The sequence below is a fragment of the Streptomyces sp. NPDC059398 genome (assembly GCF_042751845.1).
Lineage (GTDB): Bacteria > Actinomycetota > Actinomycetes > Streptomycetales > Streptomycetaceae > Streptomyces.
In genome coordinates, this window is sequence record NZ_JBHYWP010000039.1 from 1 (window position 1) to 14,110 (window position 14,110).

Sequence of the window (14,110 nt, forward strand, 5' to 3'; positions counted from 1 at the left end):
GTTGCGGGTGGACGCGTCCGTCGTGAACGCCAGGATCGGCTGCGTCGCGCGGTAGCGGGACAGCCCTCACGTCGCGTGCTGGACGGTGGCTACGCGTCGCCGCCCGCAGCGCCCGGGTCGGCCGACGCCACATCGAGCAGCTGGTAGCGGTCGATGGCCTGCTTCAGGGCCGAGCGGTCCACCTTGCCCTGCTTGGCCAGCTCGGTCAGGACCGTGACCACGATCGACTGGGCGTCGATGTGGAAGAAGCGGCGCGCCGCACCCCGGGTGTCCGCGAAGCCGAAGCCGTCGGCGCCCAGTGACTGGTACGGGCCCGGGACCCAGCGCGCGATCTGGTCCGGCACCGAACGCATCCAGTCCGACACGGCCACGAACGGGCCGTCCGAGCCGGCGAGCTTCCGCGTGACGTAGGGGACGAGCTGCTCCTCCTCGGGGTGGAGCAGATTGTGCCGCTCCACCTCCACGGCCTCGCGGCGCAGTTCGTTCCAGGAGGTCGCGGACCAGACGTCCGCCTTCACGTCCCACTCGTCGGCGAGGATCTGCTGGGCCTCGACCGCCCACGGGACGGCCACACCGGACGCCATGATCTGGGCCGGGATGCTGCCCCGCTCGGCGGGCCTGACGCGGTGGATGCCCTGGAGGATGCCCTCGACGTCGACACCGTCGGGCTCCGCCGGGTGCTGGATCGGCTCGTTGTAGACGGTGAGGTAGTAGAAGACGTCCTCGCCGGCCCTGCCGTCGGCCGTCTCGCCGTACATCCGGCGCAGACCGTCCTGGACGATGTACGCGATCTCGTAGCCGTACGCCGGGTCGTAGGCCACACACGCCGGGTTGGTCGAGGCGAGCAGCTGCGAGTGGCCGTCGGCGTGCTGGAGCCCCTCACCCGTCAGCGTGGTCCGCCCGGCGGTCGCGCCGAGCACGAAGCCGCGCGCCAGCTGGTCGCCCATCTGCCAGAACTGGTCACCGGTGCGCTGGAACCCGAACATCGAGTAGAAGACATAGACCGGGATCAGCGGCTCGCCGTGCGTGGCGTAGGCCGAACCGGCCGCGATCAGCGACGCCGTACAGCCGGCCTCGGAGATCCCGTCGTGCAGCATCTGCCCGGTCGGTGACTCCTTGTACGCGAGCAGCAGTTCGCGGTCGACCGACTCGTACTGCTGACCGAGCGGGTTGTAGATCTTCGCACTCGGGAAGAACGCGTCCATGCCGAAGGTGCGGTACTCGTCGGGGGCGATCAGCACGAAGCGCTTGCCGATCTCCTTGTCCCGCATGAGGTCCTTCAGGACCCGGACGAACGCCATGGTGGTGGCGATCGACTGGTGGCCCGAGCCCTTCTTCGCGACGGCGTACGCCTTGTCGTCCGGCAGCGGCAGCGGCTTGGCGCGCACCACCCTGGTCGGTACGTAACCGCCGCAGGACTTGCGGTGGTCGTGCATGTACTGGATCTCTTCGGAGTCCCGGCCCGGGTGGTAGTAGGGCGGGTTGCCGTCCTCCAGCTCCTTGTCCGCGATCGGCAGGTGCAGCCGGTCCCGGAAGCGCTTGAGGTCGTCGGCGGTGAGCTTCTTCATCTGGTGGGTCGCGTTGCGGCCCTCGAAGTTCGGGCCCAGCGTCCAGCCCTTGATGGTCTGGGCGAGGATCACCGTCGGCTGGCCCTTGTGCTCCTTGGCCGCCGTGTAGGCCGCGAAGACCTTCCGGTGGTCGTGGCCGCCGCGCCCGAGGTGCAGGATCTGCTCGTCGGACATGTCATCGACCATCTTGCGCAGCCGCTGGTCGCTGCCGAAGAAGTGCTCGCGGATATAGGCGCCGCTCTCGGTGGCGTACGTCTGGAACTGGCCGTCCGGCGTGGTGTTCATCTTGTTGACCAGGGTGCCGTCGCGGTCCTGGGCCAGCAGCGGGTCCCAGCTCCGGTCCCAGACCAGCTTGATGACGTTCCAGCCGGCGCCGCGGAACTGCGACTCCAGCTCCTGGATGATCTTGCCGTTGCCGCGTACCGGGCCGTCGAGGCGCTGGAGGTTGCAGTTGACGACGAAGGTCAGGTTGTCCAGGCCCTCACGGGCGGCGAGGGAGAGCTGGCCGAGCGACTCGGGCTCGTCCATCTCGCCGTCGCCGAGGTAGGCCCAGACGTGCGACTGGGAGGTGTCCGCGATCCCGCGCGCCTCCATGTAGCGGTTCATCCGCGCCTGGTAGATCGCGCCGAGCGGGCCGAGGCCCATCGACACGGTCGGAAACTCCCAGAAGTCCGGCATCAGCCGCGGGTGCGGGTAGCTGGGCAGCCCGTAGGGCGCCTTCGACTTCTCCTGGCGGAACCCGTCGAGCTGCTGCTCGGTGAGGCGGTCGAGCAGGAAGGCGCGGGCGTAGATACCGGGGGACGCGTGCCCCTGGAAGAACACCTGGTCGCCGCCGAGACCGTCGTCCTTGCCGCGGAAGAAGTGGTTGAAGCCCACGTCGTAGAGCGAGGCGGACGAGGCGAAAGTGGCGATGTGACCGCCCACCCCGATGCCCGGGCGCTGGGCCCGCGAGACCATGACGGCCGCGTTCCAGCGGGTGGCGTTCAGGACCTTGCGCTCGATCTCCTCGTTGCCGGGGAAGAACGGCTCGTCCTTGGTGGCGATCGTGTTCACGTAGTCCGTGCTGCGCATCTCGGGCACGGCCACGCGCTTCGCGCGGGCGCGCTCGATGAGGCGGAGCATCAGATAACGCGCACGCTCACGGCCGCGTTCGTCGACGGCGGCGTCGAGGGAGTCGAGCCATTCCTGGGTCTCTTCGGGATCGAAGTCCGGGACCTGGCTCGGCAGGCCGCCAATAATGATCGGGGTGCGATCGGATCCGGAAACCACGCTGTTCCTTCGCTGTTCGGTCCTGCCGTATCGGGACGTACGCCGCCACCATGGTGTACCGCCCGGACGCTGACGTCATCTCTACCGAGGGGTAACCGCAGGAGAGGCGGGCGGCGGACCGGAGGGCGACCGGGGTGACCGCCGCCCGGCGGGACGGCTCGTCCGGAGGCCGCTGCCGGCTCCGGCGAAATCGCAACCTTACGCCCGACCCGCTCAGACATTCCCAAAGGGATCCGGGGCACAATTGAAGTATCCGAAGCCGCGGAACCCCGCAAATACGGATGAACAGTGTGGGATGAATCACCAGAGCCCGTCAGAAGCTGTCTGAGGTTGGGATGAGGTGCCAGGAAACGTCACCGTTTCGGCTGTCTCGACCGCTGGGTACTTGCGCGATCCGTCCCGCCCGTGTGGACTACGGCCAACGCCCCGCGCACGCGCGTGGCTGGTGCATTTCCAAAAACGATCAGGAGGCAAACCGTGAGCGCGACCGCGGACCACGCGGAGGAGCGGACCAATCAGGCGGCACGCCTGGGGTTCGAGCCCGGACAAGTGGTCCAGGAGATCGGCTATGACGACGACGTCGAGCAGGAACTCCGTGAGGGTATTGAGAGTGTCATCGGCCAGGAACTCGTCGACGAGGACTACGACGACGTGGCTGACGCCGTCGTGTTGTGGTTCCGCGACGAGGACGGCGACCTTACGGACGCGCTGGTGGACGCCATCGGTCTGGTCGACGACGGCGGCGCGGTCTGGCTGCTGACCCCCAAGACCGGCCGTGACGGTTACGTCGAGCCGAGCGACATCAACGAGGCGTCCCAGACAGCCGGTCTGGCCCAGACCAAGAGCATCAACGCCGGCAAGGACTGGACGGGAAGCCGTCTGATCACCCCGAAGGTGGCAAGGTCCGGCAAGCGCTGAGTCGCCACAAGCCCCGAGAAGCCCCCGTCGGCCGTCCTGCCTGCGGGGGCTTCCCCCTGTCCGGGGAAGGAGCGGACCGAAGGGGGGCTTCTCTCCTCTCCCGGACACCGTTCGGTCCGCTCTCCCGGACACCGTTCCGTCCGCCCGGGACCGGCCGCCCCCGGGGGCCCGGGGCGCGAGGCCATAGGGTGGGTGTCAGTCGAATGGCCCCACCGAAGGGAAGCGTTTTCATGGCGATCGAGGTCGGCACCGAGGCCCCGGATTTCGAGCTGAAGGACAACCACGGCCGGACCGTCCGCCTCTCGGACTTCCGCGGCGAGAAGAACGTGGTGCTGCTCTTCTACCCCTTCGCCTTCACCGGCGTGTGCACCGGCGAGCTCTGCGCTCTCCGTGACGAGCTGCCGACGTTCGTCAACGACGACGTACAGCTGCTCGCCGTCTCCAACGACTCCATCCACACGCTGCGTGTCTTCGCCGAGCAGGAGGGCCTTGAGTACCCGCTGCTCTCGGACTTCTGGCCGCACGGCGCGGCCTCGCGGGCGTACGGCGTCTTCGACGAGGAGAAGGGGTGCGCGGTGCGCGGGACCTTCATCATCGACAAGGAGGGCGTCGTCCGCTGGACCGTCGTCAACGGTCTGCCCGACGCTCGTGACCTGAACGAGTACGCCAAGGCGCTCGACACCCTCTGACCCGGCCGGGCAAGAGCCTGCCGTGTCCGGGAACCCGTCACTAGGATCGGTTCGTTGATCCGGTGCCACGTAAAAACGGGGGCAAGGGCCCTCCTCGGCCCCTCGAAACCAATTGGGAGGACTCGTGGGAGTCAGCCTCAGCAAGGGCGGCAACGTCTCGCTGACCAAGGCCGCACCCAATCTGACGGCAGTCGTCGTCGGTCTCGGATGGGATGCACGCACCACCACAGGGGGTGACTTCGACCTCGACGCCAGCGCCCTGCTGACCAACGAAGAGGGCAAGGTCGCCACCGACTCGAACTTCGTCTTCTTCAACAACCTCAAGAGCCCCGACGGCTCGGTCGAGCACACCGGTGACAACCTCACCGGTGAGGGCGAGGGCGACGACGAGATCATCAAGGTCAACCTCTCCGGCGTCCCCGCCGACGTCGCGAAGATCGTGTTCCCGGTCTCGATCTACGAGGCCGAGAGCCGCCAGCAGAGCTTCGGCCAGGTCCGCAACGCGTACATCCGCGTGGTGAACGAGGCGGACAACTCCGAGCTGGCGCGGTACGACCTCAGTGAGGACGCGTCGACGGAGACCGCCATGGTCTTCGGCGAGCTCTACCGCAACGGCACGGAGTGGAAGTTCCGCGCCATCGGCCAGGGGTACGCCTCCGGGCTGCGTGGTATCGCGCAGGACTTCGGCGTCAACGTCTGAGCAGAAGCCACACCGTCCGGGGGGGGGCGCCCCCGGGGGCGCGCGGGGGGGCGGGGGCGGGCGCCCCCGGCGCGCGGCGCCCGGGGGCGGCGGCCCCCCCCCCCCCGCGCGCCCGCCCGCCCCCGCCGCGCCCCCCCCCGCCGGCCGCCCCCGGCGGCCCGTGCCGGGTCCTGCCCGGCCGGTCTCCGTGCACCGGGCTTCCCGGGCCCCCACGGACCGGGCCGTCCGCCCGGGTCCACGGCCTGGGGCCAAGAAGAGCCGCGAAGGGCCCACGGAGACCGACCGGACGGGACCGGGTCAACCGTTCACACCTCGGGGAGGATCAGCATCATGGGCGTCACGCTCGCCAAGGGAGGCAATGTCTCCCTCTCGAAGGCCGCACCCAACCTCACACAAGTGCTGGTCGGGCTCGGCTGGGACGCACGCTCCACCACCGGAGCGGACTTCGACCTCGACGCCAGCGCACTGCTGTGCCAGTCGGGGCGGGTGCTCGGCGACGAGTACTTCGTCTTCTACAACCAGCTCACCAGCCCGGACGGCTCCGTGGAGCACACCGGGGACAATCTGACCGGCGAGGGTGAGGGGGACGACGAGTCGATCATCGTCGACCTCACCAAGGTGCCCGCCCACTGCGACAAGATCGTCTTCCCGGTCTCGATCCACGAGGCGGACAGCCGCGGCCAGACCTTCGGACAGGTGGCCAACGCCTTCATCCGGGTGGTGAACCAGGCGGACGGCCAGGAGCTGGCGCGGTACGACCTGAGTGAGGACGCGTCGACGGAGACCGCGATGATCTTCGGCGAGCTCTACCGGTACGGCGGGGAATGGAAGTTCCGCGCCGTGGGGCAGGGGTACGCGTCGGGGCTGCGGGGCATCGCTCTAGACTTCGGGGTCAACGTTTCCTAAAGCATTCTTCCCGCATGGCTCAAGTCCGGTCGATCCACCGGGTTTCGTGTGGGGGTTCCAGGGTTCGGATTCCGGTCCGCACCCCGGGGAGCATGCAGGGCTGGGACAGGACCCGGGCCGCGCACGGCGCGGGGGAACCCGTACACACACGATGGGGTAGCCAGTGCTTCTGAAAACCTTCGGGTGGTCATTCGTGATCACCGTGGTCGGTCTCGCCGTGGCGGTGATCTACGACGGATGGACCGCCCTGGGCATTGTGGCGATCCTGGGCGTCCTGGAGATCTCGCTCTCCTTCGACAACGCGGTGATCAACGCCGGAATCCTGAAGAAGATGAATGCCTTCTGGCAGAAGATCTTCCTCACGGTCGGTGTGCTCATCGCCGTCTTCGGTATGCGGCTGGTCTTCCCCGTCGTGATCGTCGCCATCAGCGCCAAGATCAATCCGATCGAAGCGGTGAAGCTGGCCTTCAACGAGAAGGACCACTACCAGCAGCTGGTCACCGACGCGCATCCGTCGATCGCCGCCTTCGGCGGCATGTTCCTGATGATGATCTTCCTCGACTTCATCTTCGAGGACCGGGACATCCAGTGGCTGCGGTGGATCGAGCGCCCGCTGGCCAAGCTCGGCAAGGTCGACATGCTCTCGGTCTGCATCGCGCTCGCCGTGCTGCTGATCTCCTCCTTCACCTTCGCCACCCACGCCCACCAGCACGGGGGCGCACACGCGGACAAGGCGCAGACGGTCCTCATCTCCGGTATCGCCGGGCTCATCACCTACCTCGTGGTGGGCGGGCTCTCCGGGTACTTCGAGAACCGTCTGGAGGAGGACGAGGAGCGCGAGCAGGAGGCCGAGGAAGAGGCCCGGAAGTCCGGTTCGAGCGTCCCGGCCGTCATGATGGCCGGCAAGGCCGCGTTCTTCATGTTCCTCTACCTGGAAGTCCTCGACGCCTCCTTCTCCTTCGACGGGGTCATCGGCGCCTTCGCCATCACCAACGACATCGTGCTGATGGCGCTCGGCCTCGGCATCGGCGCCATGTACGTCAGGTCGCTCACCGTCTACCTGGTCCGCCAGGGCACCCTGGACGACTACGTCTACCTGGAGCACGGCGCGCACTACGCGATCGGCGCGCTCTCGGTGATCCTGCTGGTCACCATCCAGTACGAGATCAACGAGGTCATCACCGGTCTCGTCGGGGTCGTGCTGATCGCCTGGTCCTTCCTGTCGTCGGTCCGCAGGAACAAGCGGATCGCCGCGGAGGGCGGGGACAGCTCGGGCGACCGGACGGAAGTCCCGTCCGGGGTGTGACCCGTACCGGATTGCGGAACGCTCTGAACGGGGCGGTCAGGAAGCGGAAGCCTCCTGACCGCCCTGTGCGCGTGCGGGCAGGGCGCGCGGGGGAAGAAATCCGGGGAAGAAGTCCCGGGAAGAACCGGGGAAGAGTCGCCGAGCATGCTGGGGGTGGGACATGGCCTTCTGGGACAGTCTCCGACGGAACAATTCGCCGCACTTCGATTCGGGGAGCGCCGCTTCCAACGCGATCGAGCTGACCAAGCGCCACCCGATGGTCTCCCTGACCAAACAGGGCGCGACCACCGGTAACCTCCGGGTCAACCTGTCCTGGCGGATGCGGTCGTCGGACTTCGGCGGCAGCACCCGCCAGCGCGGCAGCCTGCTGCGCCATCCGTCCAAGATGTTCCAGCCGGACGTCGTCCAGGCCCACACCCAGGGCGTCGTCAACGTCGACCTCGACCTGGGCTGCCTCTATGAGCTGGAGGACGGCACCAAGGGCGTGGTGCAGCCCCTGGGCAACTTCCTCGGCAGTCTCAACGAGTCGCCGTACGTACAGCTCAGCGGTGACGACCGGTTCGGCTCGCCGTCCGGTGAGACGCTCTACGTCAACATGGACCACCGCGACGACATCAAACGGCTGCTGGTCTTCGTCTACATCTACGATCAGACCCCCGCCTTCGACCGTACCCACGCCGTGGTGACCCTCTACCCGAGCAACGGCCCGCGCATCGAGATCCAGCTCGACGAGCGCCATCCGCAGGCCCGGTCCTGCGCGGTCTTCGCCATCGACAAGGTCAAGGGCGACATGGTGGTGCGCCGCGAGGTGAAGTTCGTCTACGGCTTCCAGGCCGAGCTGGACCGGCTGTACGGCTGGGGGCTCCAGTGGGGCCGGGGTTACAAGACCAAGATCTGAGGCCGGCACGCGGCTGGGCGGCGCGGCCCCAGGTTCAGGAGCCCGCTGATCCGCCCCGGTCGTCCCCCGTCCGCCCGGGTGTCAGCGGGGCAGGAACTGCGGGCCCATCGGCGGCAGCCGGAAGTAGGGATCGGGCGCAGGCGCCGCGGCTGCGGCCGGCTGCGGATATCCGTAGCCGGGAGGGGACTGCTGTGCCGGGACCGCCTGTGGGTAGCCGTAGCCGGGCGGCGGGGACTGCGGGGGCGGCGGATAGCCGGCCGGGACCGTGGGGCCGGTCGCGCCCGGGGGGCTCTGCTGTGCGGGCAGCTCAGGTTCGGCCGGGGCCGCCGGGGGCTCGGCCGCTCCGTCCGGCTCGGCCGTCTCGTCGACCGAGATGCCGTACGCGGTGGCGAGCCCGACCAGACCGGTCGGATAGCCCTGCCCCACCGCCCGGAACTTCCAGCGATCCCCGCGGCGGTACAGCTCGCCGCAGATCATCGCCGTCTCCTCGCCGGTCTCCGGCTGTACGTCGAAGACGGCCAGGGCCGGTGCGCCCTCGCCGGCCGGGGCCGCCGCGTCGTACAGCAGGATCTGCAGATCCCGTACGGAGCGGAAGGACGCGCCGTCGGAGGACGCGGCCAGTACCACCTGTTCCACCGAGGGGTCCAGGGCCGTCAGGTCCGCCTCGACGGTGTCGGTGAGCGCCCCGCCGTCACGTTTCTTCGACAGCCGCCGCACCAGGCCCGACGGGTGGCGCGGCTGGTTGTAGAAGACGAAGTCCTCGTCGGAGCGCACCCGCCCGCCGTGGCCCAGTACCAGGGCCGACGCGTCGATGTCGGGGACGTCGGGGCCCGGGGTCCAGCGCAGGACGGCCCGTACCGCCCTGGCGTCCAGCGGGACGTTCGAACCCTTCATCATCGCGTGCGTCATGCCGGTCATCCTGCCTTCCCCGGACAGCCGCGGACAACGTGGGGGCGCTTTGTGGCGAGTCCGGTGCAACCCGGAGAAACGGACGGGGCGACCGGTGCGGGACGTCCCGGATTTCCTCCCCGTTGGAACTAGCGCCATGCGTCCATACGTACTATTACCGGCCACGCGTCATCGGGACGGCACGGCAACTACGCAGGGCACCTGCCCACGGCGCCTGCGCAGGGCAATCATGTACGGCAACTACGGGGGAACCTTATGCATCATTTCGGGCATATCTCGCCCCTTGTCCGGTCGGGGCTCTTCCATCAGCAGCCGGCCGAGTTCACCTCCGGGTCTCCGGCGCCCCTGCTCGCCGCCGCCCTCGGCGCCACGCTCTACAGCCCGGCCACCCGGCCCCGGCTCGCCGACGACGTCCTGAAGCAGGCGGCGCGCGGGGTGGTCTCCATGGTGCTGTGCCTGGAGGACTCGATCGACGACGCCGATGTCGCCGACGGCGAGGCCAATCTGGTCCGCCAGTTCGCCGAGCTGGACGCCGGGTGCGCCACACCTTCCGGGGAGCCCGACGGCGTACCGCTGCTCTTCATCCGGGTCCGTGAGCCGGACCAGATACCCGACCTGGTCCGCAGACTGGGCCCCACGGTACGTCTGCTGTCCGGATTCGTACTGCCGAAGTTCACCGAGGAGCGCGGCACGGCCTTCCTGGAGGCGCTCGCCAGGGGGGAGGCCCTGAGCGGCCGCCGGCTCTTCGCCATGCCGGTGCTCGAATCGCCCGAGCTGCTGCATCTGGAGACCCGTGCGGACAGCCTCGCCGGGATCGCCCGCACCGTCGACAAGTACCGCGACCGGGTCCTCGCGCTCCGGCTGGGTGTCACCGACTTCTGCTCGGCGTACGGACTGCGCAGGACACCCGACATGACCGCGTACGACGTCCAGATCGTCGCCGCCGTCATCGCCGACGTGGTGAACGTGCTGGGCCGCTCGGACGGCACGGGCTTCACGATCACCGGCCCGGTCTGGGAGTACTTCCGCGTCCAGGAACGGATGTTCAAGCCCCAGCTGCGCCGCAGCCCCTTCATGGAGGGCAGCGCCGACCAGCTCCGCACCACCCTGATCGAGCACGACCTGGACGGACTGCTGCGCGAGATCGGCCTCGACCGCGCCAACGGACTGCTCGGCAAGACCTGCATCCACCCCTCCCATGTGATGCCGGTGCACGCCCTCTCGGTCGTCAGCCACGAGGAGTTCAGCGACGCCCGCGACATCGTGCGGCCCGACCGGGACGGCGGCGGGGTGCTGCGCTCCGCGTACACGAACAAGATGAACGAGGTGAAACCGCACCGGGCCTGGGCCGAGCGGACCCTCCTGCGGGCCGAGGTCTTCGGTGTGGCCAGAGAAGACGTCGGCTTCGTCGAACTGCTCACGGCCGGGCTCTCCGGCTGATGCGAACGGGAAGAGAGACGGGCGACGTGGGCGAAGCGGTCCGGTCGGGAACAGCGGTCTGGTCGGGAACATGGGTCGCGGACCGGCTCGGTGTGCGGCTCTCCGGGGACGACGGACTCCGGGACATGCTGGGCCTCGCCCTGCGGCGCAATCCGAAACGGGCTCATCTGCTGGTGTCGAACGTGCTGGGCAAGCATGTCCCGCAGCGCCCTTCGACGGTGTACGGCCAGGGCCACGGGCTCGGCCTCGCGGTACGGCGCCTGCTCGGCGACGACGCGGCGAGCCGGGCGGTCGTACTCGGCTATGCGGAGACCGCGACGGGTCTGGGCCACTCGGTCGCGGACGGGCTGGTCCTCGCCCCGTATCTGCACTCCACCCGGCGCGAGGTCGCCGGGGTGGCGCGTGCGGGCGGCTTCGAGGAGTCGCACTCGCACGCCACCTCGCATCTGCTGCTGCCCGAGGACCCGGAGCTGCTGGCGGGTGACGGCCCGCTCGTCCTCGTCGACGACGAGTTCTCGACCGGTAACACGGTGCTCAACACCATCCGTGATCTGCACGAGCGGTATCCGCGCCAGTGGTACGTGGTCGTCGCGCTGGTCGACATGCGCTCGGCCGCCGACCGGGACCGGCTCACGGACTTCGCCCGGGAGATCGGCGCCCGGGTCGATCTGCTGACCGCGGTACGGGGTGAGGTGGAACTGCCCGACGGCGTACTGGAGAAGGGGCGCCGCCTGGTCGAGCGGTACGAGGACCACGGGGCGCGCGAGGGCCGGCGGGACGGCAGACCCAGTGGCGCGGTGTCCGCCGGAGATTCCGGAGAGAGCCTCCGCGGCCAGGTCGTCCGGGTGGACCTCGGATGGCCCGCCGGGCTGCCGGACGGTGGTCGGCACGGCTTCACGCCCGGCCACCGGACGGCCCTGGAGTCCGCGCTGCCGGGGATGGCGGCGCGGCTCGCGGAGGTCCTGCCGGAGCCGTACCTGGAGTCGAAGCCGGAGCCGGGCCCTGCGGTTCCGTCCGTCACGGGCGCCCCGCGGGTCCTGGTGCTCGGGTTCGAGGAGCTGATGTACGCCCCGCTCCGTCTCGGCCTCGCGCTGGAGCGGGCCGGGCACGACATACGGTCGTCGACCACCACCCGCTCACCCGTATTCGCCCTGGACGATCCCGGCTACGCGATACGGACCGGACTGGTCTTCCCCGCGCACGACAACCCCGGCGACGGACCGGGCAGCCGCTACGCGTACAACGTGGCGGGCGGCGGATTCGACGCGGTGGTCCTGGTGGTCGACTCGGCCGCCGACACCCCGGAACTGCACGCCCCCGGCGGGCTTCTGGCGCAACTCGCCACCCACGTACCGCAGGTGCTGCTCGCGGTCGTCCCGTCGTACGTCCCGTCGTACGTTCCCGAGAACCGTCGTAGCCTTCGCGACCCCCACGAACGTCTCGCCCCCCGTATCTCCCGCAACCCTCGCGCTCCACACGACTCCGGAAACCGTCCCGCCCCCGAACAGCAGGAAGCAGCCTCCGCCATGCCCGAGCCGTTGCGCGGCCCCGCCTTCTCCTCCTACGCCGCCGAAGACGTCGGCTGGCTGCTCCAGGACCTCTCCGGTGTGGAGCTGGAGGCGCCCACCGAGGAGCGCGAGGAAGCGATCCAGACCGGCGGCGCCCACTACGCCGAGTCGCTGCCGGTCGAGTACCAGCCGAGCGAGCAGTACCAGGAGCTGTTCAGGGCGGCGCTCGAAACCTCGGCCCCGCGTATCGCGCAGGCCGTCGGCACGGTCGCCGAGACCGTGCTCGCCGAGCGGTCGGCCCGGCCGGTCCTGGTCTCCCTCGCCCGCGCCGGCACGCCCGTCGGGGTGCTGATGCGCCGCTGGGCCCAGCACCGTCACGGCCTCGACCTGCCGCACTACGCGGTCTCCATCGTGCGCGGCCGGGGCATCGACGCCAACGCGCTGCGCTGGCTGGCCGCGCACCACGACCCGGCCGATGTCGTCTTCGTCGACGGGTGGACAGGCAAGGGGGCCATCACCCGCGAACTGGCCGATGCGCTGGCGGAGTTCCCCGGTTTCGACCCGGAGATCGCGGTCCTCGCCGACCCGGGCGGCTGTGTCCGCACGTACGGCACCCGGGAGGACTTCCTCATCCCGTCCGCCTGCCTCAACTCCACGGTGTCCGGCTTGATTTCCCGTACGGTCCTCCGCGCCGACCTGGTCGGGCCCGGGGACTTCCACGGCGGGAAGTTCTACCGCGAACTGGCGGGATCCGATGTGTCGTCCGACTTCGTCGACGCCGTCGCCGCCCGCTTCGACGAGGTGTCGGGCGCGGTCGACGCAGCCGTCAAGGAGCAGCTGGCGGCGGACCGTTCACCGACCTGGGAGGGGTGGGCCGCGGTCGAGCGGATCAGCGAGGAGTACGGCATCCACGACGTCAACCTCGTCAAGCCCGGCGTCGGCGAGACCACCCGTGTGCTGCTGCGCCGGGTCCCCTGGAAGATCCTGGCCAGGAGCGGTGCGGGCGCCGAGCTCGACCACGTACGGCTCCTGGCGGAGCAGCGCGGTGTCCCGGTCGAGGAGGTGGACGGCCTGCCGTACAGCTGTGTCGGACTGATCCACCCGCGCTTCACCCGTGGCGCGACCGGCGCCGACGGCACCGCGGCGGTGACCGGGTGAGCCAGGCAGCGCCCGTACTCGTCGCCAGCGATCTCGACCGCACCCTCATCTACTCGGCGCCCGCGCTCGACCTGACCATGCCGGACGCGGACGCGCCGCGGCTGCTCTGCGTCGAGGTCTACCGGGGAAGCCCGCTCTCGTACGTGACGGAGACCGCGGCGGGGCTGCTCGGCGCGCTCGCGGAGCGGAACCTCTTCGTACCGACGACGACCAGGACGCGCGAGCAGTACCACCGGATCCGGCTGCCCTGCCCGCCGCCGCGGTACGCGATCTGTGCCAACGGCGGCCATCTGCTGGTCGACGGGGTGTCCGACCCGGACTGGCGCTCCGGTGTGGACCGGCGGCTGGCGGCCGAGTGCGCCACGCTGTCCGAGGTGCGCGCCCATCTGGTGGGCGCCGCCGATCCGGCCTGGCTGCTCAAGGAACGGGTGGCCGAGGACCTCTTCGCCTATCTGGTCGTCGAGCGGGCCCTGCTGCCCGAGGGCTGGGTGGATGAGCTGTCCGCCTGGGCCGGCGCGCGCGGCTGGACGGTCTCGCTCCAGGGCCGCAAGCTGTACGCGGTGCCGGAGCCGCTCACCAAGAGCGCGGCGGTGCGCGAGGTGATCCGCCGCACCGGCGCCGAACTCACCCTGGCCGCAGGCGATTCCCTCCTGGACGCGGACCTGCTGCTCGCCGCCGACCGGGGCTGGCGCCCGGCCCACGGTGAACTGGCGGACGCGGGCTGGAGCGCCCCGCATGTCGCGGTGACGGCCGGGCGCGGGGTGGCGGCGGGCGAGGAGATCCTGCGGGAGTTCACCCGCGCCGCGCCGAGGTAGCGGCGGGGGGCGGCGCGGGCCTGCCG

Annotated in this window: 11 protein-coding genes; 9 read left to right on the plus strand and 2 right to left on the minus strand. The window is 69.8% G+C overall.

Features of this window, described 5'->3' with window-relative positions; all coding sequences use genetic code 11:
• Positions 1–89: 89 nt before the first annotated feature.
• Positions 90–2,837 (minus strand): pyruvate dehydrogenase (acetyl-transferring), homodimeric type, encoded by a 2,748-nt coding sequence (gene aceE, locus ACFXBC_RS16270; protein ID WP_385024026.1) that lies wholly within the window; start codon positions 2,835–2,837, stop codon positions 90–92.
• A 477-nt stretch (positions 2,838–3,314) separates the two neighbouring features.
• Here aceE and ACFXBC_RS16275 point away from each other — a divergent pair, with 477 nt between their 5' ends.
• The 6 genes from ACFXBC_RS16275 (at position 3,315) to ACFXBC_RS16300 (ending at position 8,254) form a co-directional block, all read left to right on the plus strand.
• On the plus strand, positions 3,315–3,755 hold the full coding sequence (locus ACFXBC_RS16275; protein WP_385024028.1) for a DUF3052 domain-containing protein: 441 nt from the start codon (positions 3,315–3,317) through the stop codon (positions 3,753–3,755).
• A 230-nt stretch (positions 3,756–3,985) separates the two neighbouring features.
• Complete coding sequence (locus tag ACFXBC_RS16280) at positions 3,986–4,444, plus strand: peroxiredoxin (RefSeq protein WP_385024030.1); 459 nt, start codon at positions 3,986–3,988, stop codon at positions 4,442–4,444.
• Between the two features lie 124 nt (positions 4,445–4,568).
• Positions 4,569–5,144 (plus strand): TerD family protein, encoded by a 576-nt coding sequence (locus ACFXBC_RS16285; protein ID WP_385024032.1) that lies wholly within the window; start codon positions 4,569–4,571, stop codon positions 5,142–5,144.
• Positions 5,145–5,474: 330 nt separating this feature from the next.
• Positions 5,475–6,050, plus strand: coding sequence for a TerD family protein (locus ACFXBC_RS16290; RefSeq protein ID WP_385024034.1), 576 nt, complete (start codon positions 5,475–5,477; stop codon positions 6,048–6,050).
• Between the two features lie 163 nt (positions 6,051–6,213).
• Complete coding sequence (locus tag ACFXBC_RS16295) at positions 6,214–7,356, plus strand: DUF475 domain-containing protein (protein WP_385024036.1); 1,143 nt, start codon at positions 6,214–6,216, stop codon at positions 7,354–7,356.
• Positions 7,357–7,516: 160 nt separating this feature from the next.
• Positions 7,517–8,254, plus strand: coding sequence for a Tellurium resistance (locus ACFXBC_RS16300; protein ID WP_385024038.1), 738 nt, complete (start codon positions 7,517–7,519; stop codon positions 8,252–8,254).
• An 81-nt stretch (positions 8,255–8,335) separates the two neighbouring features.
• Here the strand turns inward: ACFXBC_RS16300 and ACFXBC_RS16305 are convergent, their stop codons facing one another.
• Positions 8,336–9,163, minus strand: a complete 828-nt coding sequence (locus ACFXBC_RS16305) for a TerD family protein (protein ID WP_385024040.1) — start codon at positions 9,161–9,163, stop codon at positions 8,336–8,338.
• Positions 9,164–9,418: 255 nt separating this feature from the next.
• Here ACFXBC_RS16305 and ACFXBC_RS16310 point away from each other — a divergent pair, with 255 nt between their 5' ends.
• Genes ACFXBC_RS16310 through ACFXBC_RS16320 form a run of 3 tightly spaced genes read left to right on the plus strand, consistent with a single transcriptional unit; the run spans position 9,419 to position 14,084 of the window.
• Positions 9,419–10,603, plus strand: a complete 1,185-nt coding sequence (locus ACFXBC_RS16310) for an HpcH/HpaI aldolase/citrate lyase family protein (protein ID WP_385024042.1) — start codon at positions 9,419–9,421, stop codon at positions 10,601–10,603.
• The gene (locus ACFXBC_RS16315) at positions 10,603–13,269 is read left to right on the plus strand and encodes a phosphoribosyltransferase (RefSeq protein ID WP_385024044.1); all 2,667 of its coding nucleotides are present in this window, start codon (positions 10,603–10,605) and stop codon (positions 13,267–13,269) included. The genes ACFXBC_RS16310 and ACFXBC_RS16315 overlap by 1 nt, the downstream gene beginning before the upstream one ends.
• Entirely contained in the window at positions 13,266–14,084 is an 819-nt protein-coding gene (locus ACFXBC_RS16320; RefSeq protein ID WP_385024046.1) for an HAD family hydrolase, read from the plus strand. The genes ACFXBC_RS16315 and ACFXBC_RS16320 overlap by 4 nt, the downstream gene beginning before the upstream one ends.
• Positions 14,085–14,110: the final 26 nt, after the last annotated feature.